Source organism: Mycobacterium conspicuum (genome assembly GCF_010730195.1).
In the GTDB taxonomy this organism is placed as follows: Bacteria; Actinomycetota; Actinomycetes; order Mycobacteriales; family Mycobacteriaceae; genus Mycobacterium; species Mycobacterium conspicuum.
In genome coordinates this window covers 5,776,243-5,798,380 of record NZ_AP022613.1, presented here as the reverse complement: position 1 = coordinate 5,798,380, position 22,138 = coordinate 5,776,243, and the positions used below count along the sequence as shown (strand labels likewise).

Sequence of the window (22,138 nt, the reverse complement as noted above, 5' to 3'; positions counted from 1 at the left end):
ACTGTCCCGGCCGTGGGCACGGAGCGCAGTGACGCCGAACTGCTGGCAGCTCACGTCGCCGGAGACCGCGACGCCTTCGCCGAACTGTTTCACCGTCATCAACGGCAGCTGCACCGGCTGGCGCGGCTCACCACCCGCTCCCCCGAGGACGCCGAGGACGCCTTGCAGGACGCCATGCTTTCGGCGCATCGCTGCGCCGGCTCGTTTCGGCACGACGCCGCGGTCGGCAGTTGGTTGCATCGCATCGTCGTGAACGCCTGCCTCGATCGGCTGCGGCGCGTCAAAGGCCGCCCGACCATCCCGCTCGAGGACGTCTACCCGGTGGAGGATCGGACGGTTCAGGTAGAGACGGGGATCGCCGTGCAGCAGGCGCTGATGCGGCTTTCGGTCGAGCAACGGGCGGCGTTGGTCGCCGTGGACATGCAGGGCTGCTCGATCGCCGACACCGCCCGGATGCTGGGCATCGCCGAAGGCACCGTCAAGAGCCGCTGCGCGCGCGGCCGCGCCCGGCTGGTGCAGTTGCTCGGCTACCTGAACGCGCCGGCCGATCAGCTGTAGCGCACGACCATCCGGGGCTGTGCATGGCCCCCGTACTGTGCATGACGGACACTGGGGCGGATGAGTGCAGGCGAAAAGGATCATCCCCCCGATGGCGCGGATTCGGCGCTGACGGTGGAGCTGCTCGCCGACCTACAGGCGGGTCTGCTCGACGACGACACCGCCGCCCGGGTGCGCCGACAGGTCCGCGCGGACCCCGAGGCGCAGGCCACGCTTCGCGCCTTGAACCGGGTGCGCAGTGATCTGGCCTCGAGCGCCGAGGCTACGGCCGCGGTGCCCGACCCGCCGCCAGCTGTCACCGCCCGGATTTCGGCGGCACTGCGCTCAGCGAGCGGCCCGTCCGGCGGCGGCGCCGCGCACTCGGCCCGTCCGCAGATCCGTCCCGCCCGACTGGTCGCGGGAGTGGCCGGCGTCGGTGCGGTGGTCGCGGCGATCGTGGTCGGCACGGTGGCGCTGGTCAACGCGCCCACACCCGTCCCCAGCGCGCAGGTGACGGCCGAACACATCACGGTGTCGACACCGCCGATGTCGATCCCGCTGTCGGCGGCCCAGCTCCTCGGCCTGCTCGACCGCAGCCCCGACTACGGCACGCCCGCAGGCCCCCTCAATGACCCTGCACGGCGCGCATCCTGCCTCAGTGGCCTGGGCTATCCGGCGTCGACGCGGGTGCTCGGCGCGCAGCCGATCGACATCAACGCCCGCCCGGGCGTGGTGCTGGTGCTGCCCGGCGACACACCCGACAGCCTGACCGTCTTCGCGGTGGCGCCGAATTGCAGCGCGGCCGACACCGGTCTGCTGGTCAGCACGCAGGTTCCACGCACCTGATGGTCTCCCGGGGTGATGCAGGGTGTGGTACGACACGTGCGGGAACAGGCCCGCCTAGGCTGACGTTCATAGGCTTAGCTTCAAATCGGAAAGGCACGCATGACCTCTGCTGCTGATGAGACTGTGCACGACGTAATCGTTATTGGTTCGGGTCCCGCCGGATACACCGCCGCGCTCTACACGGCCCGCGCGCAACTGGCGCCGTTGGTGTTCGAGGGCACCTCGTTCGGTGGTGCGTTGATGACCACCACCGAGGTGGAGAACTACCCCGGCTTTCGCGACGGCATCACCGGCCCGGAGCTGATGGACGAGATGCGCGAGCAGGCGCTGCGGTTCGGCGCCGATTTGCGGATGGAAGACGTCGAGTCAGTGTCGCTGGAGGGCCCGGTGAAGTCGGTCACCACCGCCGAGGGCCAGACCTACCGGTCGCGTGCGATCATCCTCGCGATGGGCGCCGCCGCCCGCTATCTGCAGGTTCCCGGCGAGCAGGAACTGCTGGGCCGCGGCGTGAGTTCGTGCGCCACCTGCGACGGGTTCTTCTTTAAAGATCAGGACATCGCCGTGATCGGCGGCGGCGACTCCGCGATGGAAGAGGCCACCTTCCTGACCCGGTTCGCCCGCAGCGTGACGCTCGTGCACCGGCGCGACGAGTTCCGCGCATCGAAGATCATGCTCGAGCGCGCCCGCAACAACGAGAAGATCAAATTCATCACCAACGTCAACGTGGTCGCGGTAGACGGTGAGACGACGGTGACCGGCTTGCGGTTGCGGCACAACACAACCGGTGAGGAGACCACGCTTCCGGTGACGGGTGTGTTCGTCGCGATCGGTCACGAGCCGCGTTCGGCCCTGGTGCGCGATGTCGTGGACGTTGACCCGGATGGCTACGTGCTGGTGCAAGGCCGCACCACGAGCACGTCGATCGAGGGGGTTTTTGCAGCCGGCGATCTGGTGGACCGCACCTACCGCCAAGCGGTGACTGCCGCCGGCAGCGGCTGCGCCGCCGCCATCGATGCCGAGCGCTGGTTGGCCGAACACGAAGGTGCTCGCGCCGAATCCCTGACCGTACCGACACCCTAATTGATAGGAGCATTAACGATGGGCGACCCCGAAAAAGCCACAGCCACAATCGAAGTCTCTGACGCGTCCTTCTCCACTGACGTGTTATCGAGCAATAAGCCTGTGCTGGTTGACTTTTGGGCAACCTGGTGCGGGCCGTGCAAGATGGTCGCCCCGGTACTCGAGGAGATCGCGACCGAGCGGTCCGGGCAACTCACCGTCGCCAAACTGGACGTGGACGCCAACCCGGAGACGGCGCGTGACTTCCAGGTCGTGTCGATCCCGACGATGATCTTGTTCAAGGACGGTCAACCGGTGAAGCGCATCGTCGGCGCAAAGGGAAAAGCCGCGCTGCTGCGCGAGATTTCCGACCAACTTCCCAACATCACCTAAGCCGTTTGGATCGCGGCGCGACGCTCCGCGTTTACCCTGGGGTTTTCCGGAAATCCTTAACCGTCTGAGACAATAACCGTCAGCTGTTGTGCGCCGTTATGTCCCGACAAGTCTTTGCCAGCGCGTTAGTGAGTCCCGGAGGGCCCTTGGTATGCCGAGTCCGCGCCACGAACACGGCGATGTGCTGCGCTGTGGAGACCGTAGCGCGGCTGTCGCCGAGATCCGGGCCGCGCTGTCCGCGTTGGGACTACTGGACGGCCCCGACGACGACCTGACCACGGGCAGGCATGTCTCGCCCGAGCTGTTCGACGCCGAGCTCGACCACGCGGTGCGCGCCTTCCAGCAGCACCGCGGGCTGCTCGTCGACGGCGTTGTCGGCGATGCCACCTACCGGGCCTTGAAGGAAGCCTCCTACCGGCTGGGCGCCCGCACGCTCTATCACCAATTCGGCGCCCCGCTCTACGGCGACGACGTCGCCACCCTGCAGGCCCGGCTCCAGGACCTGGGTTTCTACACCGGCCTGGTCGACGGACACTTCGGCCTGCAGACGCACAACGCGCTGGAGTCTTATCAGCGCGAATATGGACTCGCCGCCGACGGCATCTGCGGCCCGGAAACGTTGCGCTCCTTGTACTTTCTGAGTGCCCGGGTCACCGGCGGTTCGCCGCATGCGATACGCGAGGAAGAGCTGGTCCGCCGATCCGGTCCGAAGCTGTCCGGCAAGCGGATCATCATCGATCCGGGCCGCGGCGGCGCGGACCACGGAACCATCACCCAAGGCCCCGCCGGCCCCATCAGCGAAGCAGATATGTTGTGGGACTTGGCAAGTCGGCTCGAAGGCCGGATGACGGCCATCGGCATGGAGACCTTCCTATCGCGCCCGACCAATCGCAGCCCGTCGGACGCCGAACGCGCGGCCACCGCCAACAACTACGGCGCGGACCTGATGATCAGCCTGCGCTGCGAGACGCAAACCAGCCCAGCCCCGAATGGCGTCGCGTCCTTCCACTTCGGCAACTCGCACGGCTCGGTGTCCACCATCGGCCGCAATCTCGCGGATTTCATTCAGCGAGAAGTGGTGGCGCGCACCGGTTTACGGGACTGTCGTACGCATGGCCGAACGTGGGATCTGCTCCGGCTGACGCGGATGCCGACCGTGCAGGTCGACGTCGGCTACATGTCCAACCCGCGAGATCGGTCGATGCTGGTTTCGACGCAGACCCGCGATGCCATCGCCGAAGGAATCCTCGCCGCGGTCAAGCGGCTCTATCTGCTCGGCAAGAACGACCGGCCCACCGGCACGTTTACCTTCGCTGAATTGCTTGCCCACGAACTGTCAGTCGAACGAGCCAGCAGACTCGGCGGTTCGTAAGTCACTCACGTTGGACGGCTGGGAACCCGCCCCCGCCCCTACCGGCACTTCCAACTGGGCATTAGCCAGCAGACGCTCCAGGGCGGCCTCGACTTCGGCCTTCCAACCCAGTCCCTTGTCCAACTCGAGCCGCAACCGCGGGAAGTACTGGTGCGGGGCGACCACGACGAAGCCAACGTCTTTCAGGAAATCGGCGGCGATGATGCAGTGATCGACCGAGCAGTCGCCGAGGGCCTCCAGCACCGGCCGCACATCGGGGTCGGCGGCGCGTGGATCCTGCAACTCGGCGGCCGCCTCGGTGCGACCGAAGGCCTCCAGCGCGCGCACCCCGCGGCGAACCAACTCGTCGATCACCCGGGCGATGAGGCTGTGCGGCAGGTCGTCGGTGGCCTGCCCCCGCTCCACTCCCATCGAAGTCAATAAGACCGCATCCGCCGACACCGGCGCGGTAGGAAACCGGTGCGCCCGTGGCACCGCGCCCGGTGGGGCGTAGAGCACGTAGCCGAGGCACGGCGGCTCGGCGTGGCTGCGTTCGTCGGGGATCGCCGTCGCGACCTGCCCGCACGAACCCCACTCCAGCATCACCATCGACAGCCACGCTTCTTTTTCGAACTCCGGGTCGGCGAGATGGTCTTGGTTGCCAAGCGTCGCCGGATCCACCTCCCAGAAGACGCAGCGGCGCGCGTGCTTGGGGAGGTGCTCAAAGGCTTCGAGCCGCAGCGGCGTGATTCGAGCGGACACTAGCCTCCTGGCCTTCGTGCGGTACTGCAGCCACTCCAGAATAGGAGAGTTTGTCGTCTTCGGGCCACTCCTGCCCCCTGTTGCCGCCGGCGCAACCGGCGCTTCCCAGCTCGGCGTCGAAATGGCTTGACGCACAGTGGATCTGCGTCGGATTGCCGTGCTTCTCGCGGCCCGCCATCACCGCAGTGTCACAGTGACGTAATTACATGAGGTGGCCGGTCAGCTGCCGGAGGGGTTCATCATGTCGATGATTCGCTGCAGATCGTCCACCGACGCGAACTCGACCACGATCTTGCCTTTGCGCCTGCCGAGGCTGACCGTCACCCGGGTGTCGAAGGCGTTCGACAGTCGCTCGGCGACGTCCTGCAGGCCCGGCATCTGGATCGGCTTGCGCCGCGGCGGCGTCGGCGTGGAGGTATCACCACGATTGGCCAGAGTCACCGCCTCTTCGGTGGCCCGCACCGACAGGCCCTCCGCGACGATCCTGCTGGCAAGCTCTTCCTGTGCCTCGGGACCGCCCTCCAGGGACAACAGCGCCCGGGCGTGACCCGCGGACAGCACGCCCGCGGCCACCCGACGCTGCACTGGGATCGGCAGCTTCAGCAACCGAATCATGTTCGTGATCAGTGGGCGCGAACGCCCGATCCGCGAGGCCAGTTCATCGTGGGTGACGTCGAACTCGTCGAGCAGTTGCTGGTAGGCCGCCGCCTCTTCCAAGGGGTTCAGCTGCACGCGGTGAATGTTCTCCAAGAGGGCATCGCGCAGCAGGTTGTCGTCACCCGTCTCACGCACGATGGCCGGGATGGTGGCCATGCCGGCCTCTTGCGCCGCCCGCCAACGCCGCTCCCCCATCACGATCTGGTAACGCGCGCCGCTCGCCGAATCCGGCACCTCCCGCACCACGATCGGCTGCAACAGGCCGAACTCGCGGATGGAGTGCACCAACTCCGACAGCGCCTCCTCGTCGAACACCTGCCGGGGCTGACGAGGATTGCGCTCGATGTCGCTCGGCGCGATTTCGCGGTAGACCGCACCGATCCCCGCGACGTCCGGGGCTGCGGCCGCTCCGGCCGCTCCCCCGATCAAGACGTCGGCGGCCGCGTTGCCCATCCGGGGGCCGAGTGTCGCCGGACCGGAGTCGGCGTCCGCGGGGCCGGTCGGGATCAGCGAAGCCAATCCTCGGCCGAGGCCGCCCTTCCTACGCGACGGCTGTGTCATGGTTGTCCCTTCGCGGATGGTGGCTGATCACGGTTGGCCAGTTCGCGGCTTGCGTCGAGATAGCTCATCGCACCCCGCGACCCGGGGTCGTAGTCAATGATCGTCATGCTGTAGCCGGGCGCCTCGGAAACCTTGACGCTGCGCGGAATTACAGTACGCAAAACCTTGCTCCCGAAGTAGCGGCGCACCTCTTCGGCCACCTGGTCCGCGAGCTTGGTCCGCCCGTCGTACATCGTGAGGATCACGGTGCTCACGTCGAGTTGCGGATTGAGATGGGCCTTGACCATCTCAATATTGCGCATCAGTTGGGAGACGCCTTCGAGCGCGTAGTACTCGCACTGGATCGGGATCATCACCTCCGGCGCGGCAACGAGCGCGTTGATGGTCAGCAGCCCGAGCGACGGTGGGCAGTCGATGAAGACGTAGTCGAAGTCGAACTTGTCCAACTCGCCCAGGGCCGTGCGCAACCGGTTCTCGCGCGCCACCATGCTCACCAATTCGATCTCGGCGCCGGCCAGGTCGATGGTCGCCGGTACGCAAAAGAGGCGCCCGCTATGGGGGCTGGGCCGCAGCGCCTCCTGCAACCCGACCTCCCCGATCAGAACCTCGTACGACGAGGGGGCGCCGGATTGACGTTCGGTGATTCCCAGCGCCGTGCTGGCGTTGCCCTGCGGATCGAGGTCGATGACCAGCGTCTTGAGCCCTTGCACCGCGAGCGCGGCCGCCAGGTTGACCGCGGTGGTCGTCTTGCCGACGCCGCCCTTCTGGTTGGCGACGGTGAACAGCCGGCGCTGACGCGGTCGCGGCAGCGGGTCGTCGGTGGTGTGCAGGACGCGCATGGCCCGTTCGGCCGCGGCGCCGATGGGGGTGTCGAAGTCGTCGGATGTTTCACGTGAAACATCGGCAGGCATGCCCGGCTCCTGGGGCCCGCCGGGTGCCGCTGCCGGCGGCTCATCGTGCGGCGCGCCGACGGACGACGAGGGCGCGTCGCTCCAACCTCCGGGAGAACTCACCGCGTTCCCCTGTTCGTTTCTCGTGCGGCCTTGTGCCGCGAGGAACTGCCTCGCCGCGCTAACACCACGGTCGCGGGCGGACGCAAGTATTTCGCGCCACATGTGACCACCCTGGCATCAACCGCGCCCGCTGCCTCCATCACACGCCGATGCTGCCGGAGTTCGTCGGGAGCCTGCTCCCCCTTGATCGCGACCATCCGCCCGCCCGTCCGTAGCAATGGCATGCTCCACTTCGTCAGCTTGTCCAGCGCGGCGACCGCCCTCGAAACAGCGGCGTCCCGCTCGCCGATCTGGGCGCGGACCCCCCGCTCTTCGGCGCGGCCGCGCACCACCTCGACCGGCAACCCTAGTTCGGCGATGACCTCGCGTAGAAAGTCGGTGCGGCGCAACATCGGTTCGAGAAGCACGATGTCGAGATCGGGGCGGGCAATCGCCAACGGTAGTCCGGGCAAGCCCGCACCGCTGCCGATATCCACAACCCGCTCCCCCGGCTCAAGGAGTTCGCTCACAGCCGCACTGTTAAGCAGATGCCGCTCCCAGATCCGATCCACCTCCCGCGGCCCCAGGAGGCCGCGTTCCACGCCGGCTCCCGCCAACAGTTCGGCGTACCGCCGAGCAGCATCCAGGCGCGGCCCGAAAACTGCTGCAGCTGCGTCGGGGCCCGCCTCGCCGCCGGGCAGCACCGGGGACTCGCGCCCTTCGCAAGGGCTGACATGTTTCACGTGAAACATCCCCTTCTTGGACCCGGCTTGGCCGCCCGGCACGAACTACATCTTTGTAACTCGGTGCGCCTAGTCGTGCAGGACAACAACCCGGCGCGACGGCTCAACGCCCTCGCTTTCGCTGTGCACGCCCGGCACCGCAGCGACGGCGTCGTGCACGATCTTCCGCTCGAACGGTGTCATCGGGGAAAGCTCCTCGCGCTCCCCGCTGCTGAGCACCCGCCGTGCGACCTTGTCGCCCAGCGCCGCCAACTCCTCGCGCCGCCGCCGGCGCCAGCTGGCGATGTCGAGCATCAAGCGGCTCCGCACGCCGGTCTTCTGATGTACCGCCAAGCGCGTCAGCTCTTGCAGCGCGTCGAGCACCTCGCCCCCGCGGCCGACCAGCTTGTTCAAGTCGTCGCTGCCGTCGATGCTGACGACCGCGCGGCTGCCTTCCACGTCCAGGTCGATGTCGCCGTCGAAGTCGAGCAGATCCAACAGCTCCTCGAGATAGTCGCCGGCGATCTCTCCTTCGGCGACCAACCGCTCCTCCAAGTCGTCGGCTTCGTCGCCACCCTCATCCACCGTGGCTTCGTCCTCGGCAGCTGTCTCTGCTATCGATTCCGCATCGGTCTCGTGCTCGGCGGTCTCGGCGTCCGTCATGGCTTTCCCTCTTCCTCAATCCACGGGCCCGTGTTTGTCATGGGGTCGCTCGCCCGTCTCACCCCGGTAAGGTCTGGCATCCGTCCCGGCCCTGCGCTCAGCGTTTCCGCTTCTTCGGCCGCGCCCCGGGCCGCGGGGTGCGGTTGGGCGGCGCGTTGTTTCGTCCGGCTGTCGGCTTTTTCGGGTCGGTCTCTGCGGTCTCCGCTTCGGCTATCCGTCCGGCCGAACCCGTGTCTGTCGATTCAGTGCTCGGCGGTGTCGACTTGGCCGGGCGCTTCGGCTTGGCCCCAGGCGCCGGTGCGTTCGCAGCGCGGCGCTGGATCACTTCCTGCTTCTTGGCCTCTTCCTCTTTTTCGATCATCCCGAACACGTAGTGCTGCTGGCCGAAGGTCCAGATGTTGTTGGAGAACCAGTACAGGATGATCGCCAACGGCAGGAACGGGCCGCCGACGACAACGCCGAGCGGGAACACGTACAGCGCCATTTTGTTCATCATCGCCGTCTGCGGGTTGGCGGCCGCTTCTGCGCTCTGCCGGGCCACCGAGGCGCGACTGTTGAAGTAGGTCGCGATGCCGGCCATGATCATCACCGGCGCCCCGACCGCAATCACCGCGGGGCGGTGGAAGTGGGTGAAGGCCTCCAACCCGGCGTGTTGCGTCATGAACGCCCCGATCGGCGCGCCCCACAGGTTGGCGTCGAGGAAGTGCCCGACCTCCGCCGGCGTGAACACGTAGTTGCCGGTCAGCCGGTTCTGGATGACCGACATGTGGGGCTGGCCGATGCCTCCGGTCGTGCGGTTGAACGACCGCAAGACGTGGTAGAGGCCCAGGAACACCGGGATCTGCGCCAGCATCGGCAAGCACCCCAGGATCGGGTTGAACCCGTGCTCGCGTTGCAGCTTCTGCATTTCGAGCGCCATCCGCTGGCGGTCCTTGCCGTACTTCTTTTGCAGCGCCTTGATCTGGGGTTGCAGCTCCTGCATCTGCCGGGTGGTGCGGATCTGGCGGACGAACGGCTTGTAGAGCAAAGCGCGCAGACTGAACACCAGGAACATCACGGCCAGCGCCCAGGCGAAGAAGTTCGACGGGCCCAGCACGGCGGCGAAAAGCTTGTACCAGACCCACATGATCCACGACACCGGGTAATAGACGATGTCGAGACTGAACGGATCAAACGACAAGAGACTCACCTTCCCCTAGCTCCGCTGGGGAGTCCCAGGCGTTGCTTTCTAAGTCGTCGCAGCCACCCGCGGCGCGATGGGGGCCGTCCCGCTCGGGTATCGGGTCCCATCCGCCACGATGCCAGGGTCCACATTTCGCCAGCCTGCAGGCGGCCAGCCAGCTCCCCCGGATCAAGCCAAACTCCGTTAGAGCGTCGACCGCGTACTGGCTGCAGGTCGGGACGAAGCGGCAGGACGCCGGCCGCAACGGCGACACCATGTGCCGGTAGAGCTGGATTACGAAGACCAGCCCTCGCACGCAGCGCGCCGACAGGCTCACCGGTGTGTCCCGGACGGGTTCAGGGCGCGTCGCAACCCGGTTCGCAGCTGCTGTTCCAACCAAGCGGACGACACCTGGCTGCTGCTCGGCAATGCCCGAATCACCACCCGATCGGACGTGGAGAGGTCGCCCAGCATGGTGCGCGCGACGTGGCGCAGTCGGCGCGCGACCCGATGCCGCTCAACCGCCGAACCAACGGACTTGGCGATGATCAATCCGACCCGCGGACCGTCACCGTCCCCAGGGTCGCTCCCCCGCCTGACATGGACGACGATGTCGGGCTGCACAGTGCGCAGCCCGTATTTCACCGTCGCATCGAATTCGGTGGACCGCCTCATGCGGTTGCGTGCGGAAAGCACCGCAAAAACCGTGCAGCGATCAGGCAGAGAGTGCGCGGCGGCCCTTGCGACGCCGACCGGCGACGATCGCACGTCCAGCGCGAGTGCGCATGCGCAGACGGAAGCCGTGCACCCGGGCTCGGCGCCGGTTGTTCGGCTGGAAGGTCCGCTTGCCCTTGGCCACGGCGTTCTCCTGTCATGTCCGGCCTGCTCATGCTTCGCCAGCACGCCGGTCGGGGGTGGTCTTGCTGTTGGCCGGCGCGGTCCCCAAGCGCTTTCATCCTGGGTCGCAGCCGTATCGCCGACTTTCGGGCGACTGTTCGAGGGTACTGACCGGCTTTCGCTGGGTCAAACCTGGCCAAATCCTGGCCGACCACGGCCGCCGAAAACTGGCTTGTCCCAACGCACCCGACGGCACCTGCCGAGGTAAACAGTCGGCACCCACGAGACCAACCGCCGCAATCTTCGCAGTAACCGAAAATGACCGCAAAACAACCGATCCGAATGCAACAGAACTGTTGGCAGCCGGACGGAAAACTGTTAGCTTCAGCCAGTGCCGTTTCAGACAGGAGCGGTGGTCACGACGAAGCGAGGATGGCGGATCGACTAGCTGCCTAGATGACCCACGGGTTGTCTCCAGCACGGAGATCGCGAGCTGTTGCCAAGAGGCCTCAGCTCACTGAACGATCATCCTGTCCACACCTGTGTATAACTATGTGGACAGTCGCCTTTGTCGCCACCCGAACCCGGACCTCACGAGAGCCAGGGAGATGCGTCGTTGATCGATGATCCCGGTTCAGGTTTCACCTCGGTGTGGCATGCGGTCGTCTCCGAACTCAACGGCGAGTCCCCCACCGACAACGGGGTCGCCACCCACAACGCTCTGATTACGCCACTGACCCCTCAGCAACGCGCCTGGCTGAATCTCGTCCAGCCACTCACAATCGTCGAGGGCTTCGCGCTGCTGTCGGTGCCGAGCAGCTTCGTGCAAAACGAGATCGAACGCCACCTGCGCACCCCGATCACCGACGCCTTGAGTCGTCGACTCGGACAGCAGATACAGCTGGGGGTCCGCATCGCCCCGCCGGCGGCCGTCGACGACGCGACCGCCCCGGCCGACCCCGGTCTTCCTCGAACCGAACTGCTCACCGACGCCGACGACTTGGACGCCGAACCCGACGACGCCGACGAACCCGACGAGCCCCTTGGCGATGCGCAACAAAGCTGGCCGGCCTATTTCACCGAACGCCCACACAGCAGCGAGTCAGCGGCCGCCGCCGGCGGCACCAGCCTGAATCGCCGCTACACATTCGACACCTTCGTCATCGGTGCCTCCAATCGGTTCGCGCATGCCGCCACTTTGGCGATCGCCGAAGCACCCGCCCGGGCCTACAACCCCCTATTCATCTGGGGCGAGTCGGGGCTCGGTAAAACACACCTGCTGCACGCAGCCGGCAACTATGCCCAACGACTGTTCCCCGGGATGCGGGTCAAGTACGTCTCCACCGAGGAATTCACCAACGACTTCATCAACTCGCTGCGCGACGACCGCAAGGTCGCGTTCAAGCGCAGCTACCGCGACGTGGACGTGCTGCTCGTCGATGACATCCAATTCATCGAAGGCAAAGAGGGCATCCAGGAAGAGTTTTTCCACACTTTCAACACTCTCCACAACGCGAACAAGCAGATTGTCATCTCGTCGGACCGCCCGCCCAAGCAGCTCGCGACCCTCGAGGATCGGCTGCGGACCCGGTTCGAGTGGGGGCTGATCACCGACGTGCAGCCGCCCGAGCTGGAGACGCGCATTGCCATCTTGCGCAAGAAGGCTCAGATGGAAAGGCTCGCGGTCCCCGACGACGTACTCGAGCTCATCGCCAGCAGCATCGAACGCAACATCCGCGAACTCGAGGGCGCGCTCATCCGGGTGACCGCGTTCGCGTCGTTGAACAAAACCCCGATCGACAAGGCGCTGGCCGAGATCGTGCTTCGCGATTTGATCGCCGACGCCAGCAATCTACAAATCAGTTCGGCGACGATCATGGCCGCCACCGCCGAATACTTCGACACCACCGTCGAAGAGCTCCGCGGCCCCGGCAAGACCCGGGCCCTGGCGCAGTCTCGGCAGATCGCGATGTACCTGTGCCGCGAACTCACCGACTTGTCGCTGCCCAAGATCGGGCAGGCGTTCGGCCGCGACCACACCACCGTCATGTACGCCCAACGCAAGATCTCATCGGAGTTGGCCGAACGACGCGAGGTGTTCGATCACGTCAAGGAACTCACAACCCGCATCCGCCAGCGCTCCAAGCGCTGAAACTTGCAAAAAACTTCTGACCCTTAAGTCACATCAGCCTCAGCGTGCGTGTGTGGGCGGTCCTGTGCACAACCGGCTGAAATATCGCGGTGGCCTTCGGATTTTCGTGCACAAGCGTACGCAATCCCCAGGGATCCAACATGTCCGGCGAAGTTATCCACCGCGTCATCCACAGCCCGCGCCCGCCCCTAGCTGCGCCGAGGTCACGCTGTCCCCAACATGCACAGCCCTTAATACTGTTACTGAGATCTCTTCGTTATTTCTTCTTTGAAAACCGCCGTTGGGGACACCGGTCGCACAGGCCGTCCAAACTGGTCGTTGACCAGCCTTGTCAGCCTCATCGATTAGCTTTCAAGTTGGCGCTGAACGATCTACGGTTGTTCTTCGATGTGCCACCGGAGTGCGAGTGTTAGGTGAAGGGAAGCCATGGACGCGGCGACGACAACAGCTGGCCTCACCGATTTGAAATTCCGTCTGGTACGGGAGTCCTTCGCAGAGGCGGTGTCATGGGTGGCGAAGAATCTGCCCACCAGGCCCGCGGTGCCGGTGTTGTCCGGGGTCTTGCTCACCGGCTCGGATGACGGCCTGACCATCTCGGGGTTTGACTACGAGGTTTCCGCCGAGGCACAGGTTGCGGCCGAGATTGCTTCTCCCGGAAGCGTTTTGGTATCCGGTCGGTTGTTGTCAGACATCACTCGGGCACTGCCCGACAAGCCGGTGGACTTCTACGTCGACGGTAACCGTGTCGCGTTGACCTGCGGAAGCGCCAGGTTCTCGCTGCCGACGATGGCGGTTGAGGACTACCCCACGCTGCCCGTCCTGCCGGAAGAGACCGGGACGTTGCCCGCGGATCTGTTCGCCGAAGCGATCAGCCAGGTCGCGGTTGCCGCCGGCCGGGACGACACGTTGCCCATGTTGACCGGCATCAGGGTTGAGATCTCCGGTGACACGGTGGTTTTGGCCGCCACCGACAGGTTCCGTCTGGCGGTCCGCGAGTTGACCTGGTCGGCGTTGACGCCGGACGTTGAGGCCGCGGTGTTGGTGCCGGCGAAGACGCTGGCCGAGGCCGCGAAAACCGGCACCGACGGGGCCGATGTTCGGCTGTCGTTGGGGGCCGGATCGGGTGTCGGCAAGGACGGGCTGCTCGGTATTAGCGGCAACGGCAAGCGCAGCACCACGCGGCTACTCGATGCGGAGTTCCCGAAATTTCGGCAGCTGCTGCCCGCCGAGCACACTTCGGTGGCGACCATCAACGTGGCCGAGTTGACCGAAGCCATCAAGTTGGTGGCGTTGGTCGCGGACCGGGGCGCCCAGGTTCGCATGGAGTTCGGCGATGGCATGCTGCGGCTTTCGGCTGGTGCCGACGACGTCGGCCGCGCGGAGGAAGACCTCGCGGTGGACTTCGCCGGCGAGCCGCTGACCATTGCATTTAACCCGACCTATCTAACCGATGGGCTGGCATCGGTGCATTCGGAACGGGTGTCGTTTGGCTTTACCACGCCGGGCAAGCCCGCGTTGTTGCGTCCGGCGGCCGAAGGCGACGAAGTGCCCTCGGGGAGCGGACCCTTCGCCGCCCCGCCCACCGACTACGTGTATTTGTTGATGCCCGTTCGGTTGCCTGGATAGGTGTACGTCCGGCATTTGGGACTGCGGGACTTCCGGTCCTGGGCGCAGGCCGATCTCGATTTGGAACCGGGGCGGACCGTCTTTGTCGCTCCCAACGGATACGGCAAGACGAATCTGATTGAGGCACTTTGGTATTCGACGACCACAGGATCACACCGGGTAGGGACCGATGCGCCGTTGATTCGGGCCGGAGCCGACCGCGCGGTGGTCTCGACGATCGTCGTCAATGACGGGCGGGAATGTGCGGTCGATTTGGAAATCGCCGCGGGGCGGGCCAATAAGGCGCGGTTGAACCGGTCACCGGTGCGCAGTACCCGCGAGGTGGTCGGGGTGTTGCAGGCGGTGTTGTTCGCGCCCGAAGACCTGGCGTTGGTCCGCGGGGATCCGGCCGATCGCCGTCGTTATCTGGATGATCTAGCCACGGTGCGAAGACCGACCGTCGCCGGCGTGCGCGCCGACTACGAGAAGGTGCTGCGACAGCGAACGGCGCTGTTGAAATCGCTTTCCGGCAGCCGACACCGCAACGACCAGGGCGCGTTGGACACCCTCGATGTCTGGGACAGTCGGCTCGCCGAGTACGGCGCTCAACTGATGGCCGCCCGCATTGATCTGGTCAATCAGTTGGCGCCGGAGGTGGAAAAGGCATACCAGTTGTTGGCGCCGTCGTCGCGGCCCGCGTCGATTGGCTACCGCGCCAGCCTGGACGGCGGCCCGTCGTCCGATCCGGATCGCGAATTCCTGGAAGCCGCACTGTTGGCCGCGCTTTCGGCGCGGCGCTCCGCCGAATTGGAACGCGGGATGTGCCTGGTGGGTCCCCACCGTGACGATCTGGAATTGCGGTTGGGCGATCAATTCGCGAAAGGCTTTGCCAGCCATGGGGAATCGTGGTCGTTCGCGGTGGCGCTGCGACTGGCGGCCTACGAGCTATTACGCGCCGACGGCAGCGAACCGGTGCTGTTGCTCGACGACGTGTTCGCCGAACTGGACGCCGCGCGCCGGCGGGCGTTGGCGGCCGTGGCCGAATCGGCGGAGCAGGTACTGGTGACCGCGGCGGTCTCCGAAGACATTCCCTCGGGCTGGGACGCTCGCCGGTTGACGATCGAGCTGCGCGACGACGACTCGGGCCGGGCCTCGGTGGTACAGCAGTGAGCGACTCTGACGACGTCGCGTCGGCCGACAACGCTGAGCCGGCGGGTGAATTGACCGGGATCGATCTGGTCAGACGAACCCTGGAGGAAGCCCGCGCGGCCGCCCGCGCCCAGGGCAAAGACGCCGGCCGGGGGCGGTCGGCGCCGCCGTCGGGGCGCCGTGTCGCGGGGCAGCGGCGAAGTTGGTCGGGCCCGGGTCCCGACGTTCGGGATCCGCAGCCGTTGGGCAGGGCGGCGCGCGAGCTGGCGAAAAAGCGGGGATGGTCGACGCACGTCGCGGAGGGCACCGTGCTTGGCCAGTGGTCCGCGGTCGTCGGGCAGCAGATCGCCGAACACGCGACCCCCACCGCACTGAGCAACGGGGTGCTCAACGTCACGGCCGAATCGACCGCGTGGGCGACGCAGTTGCGGATGATGCAGCCGCAACTGTTGGCAAAGATCGCGGCGGCGGTCGGCGACGGGGTCGTGACATCGTTGAAGATCACCGGCCCGGCGGCACCGTCGTGGCGGAAGGGGCCCCGACACATCGCCGGTAGGGGACCCCGCGACACCTACGGCTAGGCTGATTTGCGGTCTCCCGGCGGGCCCGGGCCAGGACGCGCGAGGCACCGCCTCAGAGCCGCCAGAACGTCACAGACCAGGGTGACTGGCGTCGGGACGTGCGTGGAATAAAGATATCGAGCACACGGCGCAGTTAGGTAGGTAGAAACGCGCCCAGAAAATCGGTCCAGGCCACCGATCACGGTAGAGTGGAGTATGCGATCGCTGCGGTGACTGGACCGCTCGCACGAATCCCCAAGGAGAGCATCCGGACCGTGGCTGCCCAGAAGAAGAAGGCACAAGATGAATACGGCGCTTCGGCGATCACCGTGCTGGAGGGTCTCGAGGCTGTCCGTAAACGCCCCGGCATGTATATCGGCTCCACCGGTGAGCGCGGTCTGCACCACCTCATCTGGGAGGTAGTCGACAACTCGGTGGACGAGGCGATGGCCGGTTACGCCACCCGGGTCGACGTGCGGCTGCTGGACGACGGCAGCGTCGAGGTCACCGACGACGGGCGTGGCATTCCGGTGGCGATGCACGCCACCGGGGCGCCGACCGTCGATGTGGTGATGACCCAGCTGCATGCCGGCGGCAAGTTCGGCGGCGAAAACAGCGGCTACACGGTCAGCGGCGGGTTGCACGGCGTCGGTGTGTCGGTGGTCAACGCGTTGTCGACCCGGCTCGAGGTCGAGATCAAACGCGACGGATACGAGTGGTCCCAGTTCTACGACCATGCCGTTCCGGGCACGCTCAAGCAGGGCGAGGCGACCAAGAAGACCGGAACGACCATCAGGTTCTGGGCCGACCCCGAGATCTTCGAAACGCTTGAGTACGACTTCGAAACCGTCGCGCGTCGTCTGCAGGAAATGGCGTTCCTGAACAAGGGTTTGACGATCGAGCTCACCGACGAGCGGGTGTCGCAGGACGAGGTCGTCGACGAGGTTGTCAGTGACACCGCCGACGCACCCAAGACTGCCGAAGAAAAGGCGGCCGAATCGACCGCGGGGCACAGGGTCAAACACCGCACCTTTCACTACCCCGGCGGCCTGGTGGACTTCGTCAAGCACATCAACCGCACCAAGAACCCGATCCAGCAGAGCGTCATCGACTTCGACGGCAAGGGCGCCGGCCACGAGGTCGAAATCGCGATGCAGTGGAACGGCGGATATTCCGAGTCGGTGCACACCTTCGCCAACACCATCAACACCCACGAGGGCGGCACGCACGAAGAGGGTTTCCGCAGCGCGTTGACCTCGGTGGTGAACAAGTACGCCAAGGACAAGAAGCTCCTCAAGGACAAAGACCCCAACTTGACCGGCGACGACATCCGCGAAGGCTTGGCCGCCGTCATTTCGGTGAAGGTCAGCGAACCGCAGTTCGAGGGCCAGACCAAAACCAAGCTGGGCAACACCGAGGTGAAGTCGTTCGTGCAGAAGGTGTGCAACGAGCAGCTCACGCACTGGTTCGAGGCCAACCCGACCGAGGCGAAAACCGTTGTGAACAAAGCGGTGTCCTCGGCGCAGGCGCGCATCGCAGCGCGCAAGGCGCGAGAGTTGGTGCGCCGCAAGAGCGCCACCGACCTCGGCGGTCTCCCCGGCAAGCTCGCGGATTGCCGCTCCACCGACCCGCGGAAATCGGAACTGTATGTGGTGGAGGGTGATTCGGCCGGCGGCTCGGCGAAGAGCGGGCGCGACTCGATGTTCCAGGCGATCCTGCCGCTGCGGGGCAAGATCATCAACGTGGAGAAGGCCCGCATCGACCGGGTGCTGAAGAACACCGAAGTCCAGGCCATCATCACCGCGTTGGGTACGGGAATCCACGACGAGTTCGACATCACCAAGCTGCGCTACCACAAGATCGTGCTGATGGCCGACGCCGACGTTGACGGACAGCACATTTCGACGCTGCTGTTGACCCTGCTGTTCCGGTTCATGCGGCCGTTGATCGAAAACGGGCACGTATTCCTGGCCCAGCCGCCGCTGTACAAGCTGAAGTGGCAGCGCAGCGATCCGGAATTCGCCTACTCGGACCGCGAGCGCGACGGTCTACTCGAGGCGGGCTTGAAGGCCGGCAAGAAGATCAATAAGGAAGACGGCATCCAGCGCTATAAGGGTCTGGGCGAGATGGATGCCAAGGAGCTGTGGGAAACCACCATGGATCCGTCGGTGCGGGTGCTGCGCCAGGTGACCCTGGATGACGCCGCGGCGGCCGACGAACTGTTCTCCATCCTGATGGGCGAGGACGTCGACGCGCGCCGCAGCTTCATCACCCGTAACGCGAAAGATGTTCGCTTCCTAGATGTCTGAGATGTCTGATTCGAGTTCTAACGATCTAATCCGAGGATCACATGACTGACACCACGCTGCCACCGGGCGGCGAAGCCGGCGACCGGATCGAACCCGTCGACATCCAGCAGGAGATGCAGCGCAGCTACATCGACTACGCGATGAGCGTGATCGTCGGCCGCGCGTTACCCGAAGTGCGCGACGGCCTCAAGCCGGTGCACCGCCGGGTGCTGTATGCGATGTACGACTCGGGATTCCGCCCCGATCGCAGCCACGCCAAATCGGCACGCTCGGTCGCCGAGACGATGGGTAACTACCACCCGCACGGCGACGCGTCGATCTACGACACCCTGGTGCGGATGGCGCAGCCGTGGTCGCTGCGGTATCCATTGGTCGACGGCCAGGGCAACTTTGGTTCGCCGGGCAACGACCCACCGGCGGCGATGCGCTACTGCGTAACAGCAGACGCATTGGTGCGCTTACCCTTTGGGCATTCGGTGCGGATCGGCGATGTGGTACCGGGGGCTCGGCCCAACTCGGACAACGAGGTCGAGCTGAAGGTTCTCGATCGGCACGGCGATCCGGTGGTGGCCGACCGCGTGTTCCATTCTGGCGAACACCAGACCTATACGGTGCGGACCGCCGAGGGCTATGAGGTCACCGGCACCGCGAATCATCCGCTGCTGTGCCTGGTCGATGTTGCCGGCGTGCCCACGCTGTTGTGGAAGCTGATCCAAGAGATCCGCGCTGACGACTGCGTCGTGTTGCAGCGGACGCCGCCAGTGGAGTTTGGGCCGGTCGATTGGTACCCGACCCTGCGGGCCCTGCTGTTGGGCGCCTTCATCAGCGAGGGTTTTGTTTCCGAGACGCGGGCCGGATTCAACAACCTCGACCGTGACTACTTCAACATGGTCGTCACCGCGTATGACGCTGTCGTCGGTGGGCGGCGCTACGTTTCATCGCGGACCATCGCGTCCGGGTCGAAGCTGCATGAGCTTGATATTCACAACCTTTCAGAGTTGAAGAAAACGCTCCTCGGCGGGCTGTGCGGACAGCGATCGGCGGACAAGGTTGTTCCGAGCTGGTTATGGGAGTCGCCGGCCGCTGTCAAAAGGACGTTTCTCCAGTCGTTGTTTGAAGGTGATGGATCGTGCTCGAGGTTGCCGCGCAACACGATTCAAATCTCGTACTCCACACGGAGCAAGCAGCTGGCGGTCGATGTCCAGCAGATGCTGCTTGAGTTCGGCGTGGTATCCAGGCGTTATCGGCACGCGACCGGTGAGCACAAGGTGGTCATCACCAATCGGGCGCAGGCCGCGGCGTTCGCCACCCAAATCGGTTTTGGTGGAGCAAAGCAAGCGAAGCTGACTGCAATCCTGGCGTCGATGCCGCCGTGCGCCGGTATGGACAGCGACCACGTTCCCGGCCTCGCCACGTTCATCCGCAAGCATGCCGGTGGTACGTGGGCCGACCGCGACTGGCTCAATCGCCACAACGTCGACCGCATCCACCGTTGGCGGACCAAGGGCGCCGAGATCCTCGCGCACATAGCCGATCCCGACGTGCGTGCCATCGCGACAGACCTCACCGATGGCCGCTTCTATTACGCCAAAGTCGCATCTGTCAGCGAAGCCGGCGTGCAACCGGTGTACAGCCTGCGCGTCGACACTGAAGACCACGCATTTTTGACCAACGGGTTCGTCAGCCACAACACCGAGGCGCGGCTGACCCCGCTCGCAATGGAGATGCTGCGCGAAATCGATGAGGAGACGGTCGATTTCATCCCCAATTACGACGGCCGGGTGCAAGAGCCGACCGTGCTGCCGAGCCGGTTCCCCAACCTGTTGGCCAATGGTTCGGGCGGAATCGCGGTCGGCATGGCGACCAACATCCCCCCGCACAACCTGCGCGAGTTGGCCGAAGCCGTCTACTGGTGCCTCGACAACCACGAGGCCGACGAAGAGGCGACCCTGGCCGCAGTCTGCGAGCGGGTCAAGGGCCCGGACTTCCCCACCCACGGTCTGATCGTCGGGTCTCAGGGCATCCACGATGCCTACACCAGCGGTCGCGGATCGATCCGGATGCGCGGAGTCGTTGAGATAGAAGAAGATTCGCGCGGACGTACTTCGATCGTCATCACCGAGTTGCCCTATCAGGTCAACCACGACAACTTCATCACGTCGATCGCGGAGCAGGTCCGCGACGGCCGGCTCAGCGGCATCGCCAACATCGAGGACCAATCCAGCGACCGTGTCGGCCTGCGCATCGTCGTCGAGATCAAACGCGACGCGGTGGCCAAGGTGGTGCTGAACAACCTCTACAAGCACACCCAGCTGCAGACCAGCTTCGGCGCCAACATGCTCTCGATCGTCGACGGGGTGCCGCGCACGCTGCGCCTCGACCAGATGATCCGCTACTACGTTGCGCACCAACTCGACGTCATCGTCCGGCGCACCACCTACCGGCTGCGCAAGGCCAACGAACGCGCCCACATCCTGCGCGGCCTGGTCAAGGCACTCGACGCGCTGGACGAAGTGATCGCTTTGATCCGAGCGTCGGAGACGGTCGACATCGCCCGCGCCGGGTTGATCGAGCTGCTCGACATCGACGAGGTCCAGGCCCAGGCCATCCTGGACATGCAGTTGCGGCGCCTGGCGGCCCTGGAGCGCCAGCGCATCATCGACGACTTGGCCAAGATCGAAGCCGAGATCGCGGACCTGGAAGACATCCTGGCCAAGCCGGAGCGGCAGCGCGGGATCGTGCACGACGAGCTCGCCGAGATCGTCGACAAGCACGGCGACGACCGTCGTACCCGGATCATCGCGGCGGACGGCGACGTCAACGACGAGGACCTGATCGCCCGCGAGGACGTCGTCGTCACCATCACCGAAACCGGCTACGCCAAACGCACCAAGACCGACCTCTACCGCAGCCAGAAGCGCGGTGGCAAGGGCGTGCAAGGTGCCGGGCTCAAGCAGGACGACATCGTCGCGCACTTTTTCGTCTCCTCGACGCACGACTGGATCCTGTTCTTCACTACCCAGGGCCGGGTATATCGGGCCAAGGCCTACGAACTGCCGGAGGCCTCCCGAACGGCGCGCGGTCAGCACGTCGCCAACCTGCTCGCGTTCCAGCCAGAAGAGCGCATCGCCCAGGTGATCCAGATCCGCGGCTACGAGGACGCGCCCTATCTGGTGCTGGCCACCCGCAACGGCCTGGTCAAGAAATCGAAGCTGACCGACTTCGACTCCAACCGGAGCGGCGGCATCGTCGCGATCAACCTGCGCGACGGCGACGAGCTGGTCGGCGCGGTGTTGTGCTCGGCCGAGGACGACCTGCTGCTGGTCTCGGCCAACGGCCAGTCCATCAGGTTCTCGGCGACCGACGAGGCGCTGCGGCCGATGGGGCGAGCCACCTCCGGCGTGCAGGGCATGCGGTTCAACGCCGACGACCGGTTGCTGTCGCTGAATGTGGTCCGGGAGGGCACCTTCCTGCTGGTTGCCACGTCCGGCGGCTACGCCAAGCGGACAGCCATCGAGGAGTACCCGGTGCAGGGGCGCGGCGGCAAGGGCGTGCTGACGGTGATGTACGACCGGCGGCGTGGCAGGCTGGTGGGGGCGTTGATCGTCGACGAAGACAGTGAGTTGTACGCGATCACCTCCGGGGGCGGTGTCATCCGCACCGCGGCGCGCCAGGTCCGCAAGGCCGGCCGGCAGACCAAGGGCGTTCGGTTGATGAACCTGGGTGAGGACAACACCCTGCTGGCCATCGCCCGCAACGCCGAGGAAAGCGCCGACGAGGATGGCGAGGACACCGATGGTGCTGAAGAGCCGGGCAACTAG

General features: G+C 65.6%; 20 protein-coding genes. 11 read left to right on the top strand and 9 right to left on the bottom strand.

All coding sequences use genetic code 11. The features are described from left to right. The first annotated feature begins 12 nt into the window (after positions 1 to 12). The 5 genes from sigM (at position 13) to G6N66_RS26710 (ending at position 4,207) form a co-directional block, all read left to right on the top strand. The gene (gene sigM, locus G6N66_RS26730; RefSeq protein ID WP_179968323.1) at positions 13 to 558 is read left to right on the top strand and encodes an RNA polymerase sigma factor SigM; all 546 of its coding nucleotides are present in this window, start codon (positions 13 to 15) and stop codon (positions 556 to 558) included. Positions 559 to 618: 60 nt separating this feature from the next. Further along, entirely contained in the window at positions 619 to 1,383 is a 765-nt protein-coding gene (locus G6N66_RS26725) for an anti-sigma factor (RefSeq protein WP_085233868.1), read from the top strand. A 99-nt stretch (positions 1,384 to 1,482) separates the two neighbouring features. Then, complete coding sequence (gene trxB / locus G6N66_RS26720; RefSeq protein ID WP_163645929.1) at positions 1,483 to 2,463, top strand: thioredoxin-disulfide reductase; 981 nt, start codon at positions 1,483 to 1,485, stop codon at positions 2,461 to 2,463. Positions 2,464 to 2,481: 18 nt separating this feature from the next. Continuing rightward, the gene (gene trxA / locus G6N66_RS29845; protein ID WP_163645928.1) at positions 2,482 to 2,835 is read left to right on the top strand and encodes a thioredoxin; all 354 of its coding nucleotides are present in this window, start codon (positions 2,482 to 2,484) and stop codon (positions 2,833 to 2,835) included. A 151-nt stretch (positions 2,836 to 2,986) separates the two neighbouring features. Further along, the gene (locus tag G6N66_RS26710) at positions 2,987 to 4,207 is read left to right on the top strand and encodes an N-acetylmuramoyl-L-alanine amidase (RefSeq protein ID WP_085233867.1); all 1,221 of its coding nucleotides are present in this window, start codon (positions 2,987 to 2,989) and stop codon (positions 4,205 to 4,207) included. On the opposite strand, the gene G6N66_RS26705 is transcribed toward G6N66_RS26710, so the two are convergent. The 9 genes from G6N66_RS26705 to rpmH all read right to left on the bottom strand — a co-directional run bounded on the left by G6N66_RS26705 (position 4,172) and on the right by rpmH (position 10,564). After that, on the bottom strand, positions 4,172 to 4,948 hold the full coding sequence (locus G6N66_RS26705) for an acetyltransferase (protein ID WP_085233866.1): 777 nt from the start codon (positions 4,946 to 4,948) through the stop codon (positions 4,172 to 4,174). The genes G6N66_RS26710 and G6N66_RS26705 overlap by 36 nt on opposite strands. A 219-nt stretch (positions 4,949 to 5,167) precedes the next feature. After that, positions 5,168 to 6,166, bottom strand: coding sequence for a ParB/RepB/Spo0J family partition protein (locus tag G6N66_RS26700; RefSeq protein ID WP_085233865.1), 999 nt, complete (start codon positions 6,164 to 6,166; stop codon positions 5,168 to 5,170). Continuing rightward, positions 6,163 to 7,077: a ParA family protein gene (locus G6N66_RS26695; protein WP_085233864.1), complete on the bottom strand. Its 915-nt coding sequence runs from the start codon at positions 7,075 to 7,077 to the stop codon at positions 6,163 to 6,165. Before G6N66_RS26695 ends, G6N66_RS26700 begins: the two co-directional genes overlap by 4 nt. 98 nt (positions 7,078 to 7,175) lie before the next feature. Further along, entirely contained in the window at positions 7,176 to 7,910 is a 735-nt protein-coding gene (gene rsmG, locus G6N66_RS26690) for a 16S rRNA (guanine(527)-N(7))-methyltransferase RsmG (protein ID WP_085233863.1), read from the bottom strand. Positions 7,911 to 7,970: 60 nt separating this feature from the next. Beyond that, entirely contained in the window at positions 7,971 to 8,543 is a 573-nt protein-coding gene (locus G6N66_RS26685) for a Jag family protein (RefSeq protein WP_085233862.1), read from the bottom strand. Between the two features lie 97 nt (positions 8,544 to 8,640). Next, positions 8,641 to 9,732: a membrane protein insertase YidC gene (gene yidC, locus G6N66_RS26680; RefSeq protein ID WP_139825293.1), complete on the bottom strand. Its 1,092-nt coding sequence runs from the start codon at positions 9,730 to 9,732 to the stop codon at positions 8,641 to 8,643. Then, positions 9,713 to 9,982, bottom strand: a complete 270-nt coding sequence (yidD, locus tag G6N66_RS26675; RefSeq protein ID WP_085234073.1) for a membrane protein insertion efficiency factor YidD — start codon at positions 9,980 to 9,982, stop codon at positions 9,713 to 9,715. Before yidD ends, yidC begins: the two co-directional genes overlap by 20 nt. Positions 9,983 to 10,038: 56 nt before the next feature. After that, entirely contained in the window at positions 10,039 to 10,401 is a 363-nt protein-coding gene (rnpA, locus tag G6N66_RS26670) for a ribonuclease P protein component (RefSeq protein WP_085233860.1), read from the bottom strand. 19 nt (positions 10,402 to 10,420) lie between these two features. Next, positions 10,421 to 10,564: a 50S ribosomal protein L34 gene (gene rpmH / locus G6N66_RS26665; RefSeq protein WP_083049437.1), complete on the bottom strand. Its 144-nt coding sequence runs from the start codon at positions 10,562 to 10,564 to the stop codon at positions 10,421 to 10,423. A 594-nt stretch (positions 10,565 to 11,158) separates the two neighbouring features. Here rpmH and dnaA point away from each other — a divergent pair. The 6 genes from dnaA (at position 11,159) to gyrA (ending at position 22,138) form a co-directional block, all read left to right on the top strand. After that, positions 11,159 to 12,694: a chromosomal replication initiator protein DnaA gene (gene dnaA, locus G6N66_RS26660; protein WP_085234072.1), complete on the top strand. Its 1,536-nt coding sequence runs from the start codon at positions 11,159 to 11,161 to the stop codon at positions 12,692 to 12,694. 426 nt (positions 12,695 to 13,120) lie between these two features. Continuing rightward, positions 13,121 to 14,320, top strand: a complete 1,200-nt coding sequence (dnaN, locus tag G6N66_RS26655) for a DNA polymerase III subunit beta (protein WP_085233859.1) — start codon at positions 13,121 to 13,123, stop codon at positions 14,318 to 14,320. Next, positions 14,321 to 15,469 carry a DNA replication/repair protein RecF gene (recF, locus tag G6N66_RS26650; RefSeq protein WP_085233858.1) on the top strand — a complete coding sequence of 383 codons (1,149 nt, stop codon included), beginning with the start codon at positions 14,321 to 14,323 and terminating at the stop codon, positions 15,467 to 15,469. Continuing rightward, the gene (locus G6N66_RS26645) at positions 15,466 to 16,029 is read left to right on the top strand and encodes a DUF721 family protein (protein WP_085233857.1); all 564 of its coding nucleotides are present in this window, start codon (positions 15,466 to 15,468) and stop codon (positions 16,027 to 16,029) included. Before recF ends, G6N66_RS26645 begins: the two co-directional genes overlap by 4 nt. 254 nt (positions 16,030 to 16,283) lie before the next feature. Further along, positions 16,284 to 18,317: a DNA topoisomerase (ATP-hydrolyzing) subunit B gene (gene gyrB / locus G6N66_RS26640; protein ID WP_085234071.1), complete on the top strand. Its 2,034-nt coding sequence runs from the start codon at positions 16,284 to 16,286 to the stop codon at positions 18,315 to 18,317. A gap of 41 nt (positions 18,318 to 18,358) precedes the next feature. After that, a complete protein-coding gene (gyrA, locus tag G6N66_RS26635) occupies positions 18,359 to 22,138 on the top strand; it encodes an intein-containing DNA gyrase subunit A (protein ID WP_085233856.1) in 3,780 nt (1,259 codons plus the stop codon).

What these genes read in the sequence shown, in the direction of transcription:
- trxB (WP_163645929.1), top strand. Translation starts at nt 1,483, where the DNA reads ATGACCTCTGCTGCTGATGAGACTGTGCACGACGTAATCGTTATTGGT.
- gyrA (WP_085233856.1), top strand. Translation starts at nt 18,359, where the DNA reads ATGACTGACACCACGCTGCCACCGGGCGGCGAAGCCGGCGACCGGATC.
- G6N66_RS26695 (WP_085233864.1), bottom strand. Translation starts at nt 7,077, where the DNA reads ATGCCTGCCGATGTTTCACGTGAAACATCCGACGACTTCGACACCCCC.
- rsmG (WP_085233863.1), bottom strand. Translation starts at nt 7,910, where the DNA reads ATGTTTCACGTGAAACATGTCAGCCCTTGCGAAGGGCGCGAGTCCCCG.
- G6N66_RS26700 (WP_085233865.1), bottom strand. Translation starts at nt 6,166, where the DNA reads ATGACACAGCCGTCGCGTAGGAAGGGCGGCCTCGGCCGAGGATTGGCT.
- dnaN (WP_085233859.1), top strand. Translation starts at nt 13,121, where the DNA reads ATGGACGCGGCGACGACAACAGCTGGCCTCACCGATTTGAAATTCCGT.
- G6N66_RS26725 (WP_085233868.1), top strand. Translation starts at nt 619, where the DNA reads ATGAGTGCAGGCGAAAAGGATCATCCCCCCGATGGCGCGGATTCGGCG.
- G6N66_RS26685 (WP_085233862.1), bottom strand. Translation starts at nt 8,543, where the DNA reads ATGACGGACGCCGAGACCGCCGAGCACGAGACCGATGCGGAATCGATA.
- yidD (WP_085234073.1), bottom strand. Translation starts at nt 9,982, where the DNA reads ATGGTGTCGCCGTTGCGGCCGGCGTCCTGCCGCTTCGTCCCGACCTGC.
- trxA (WP_163645928.1), top strand. Translation starts at nt 2,482, where the DNA reads ATGGGCGACCCCGAAAAAGCCACAGCCACAATCGAAGTCTCTGACGCG.
- G6N66_RS26710 (WP_085233867.1), top strand. Translation starts at nt 2,987, where the DNA reads ATGCCGAGTCCGCGCCACGAACACGGCGATGTGCTGCGCTGTGGAGAC.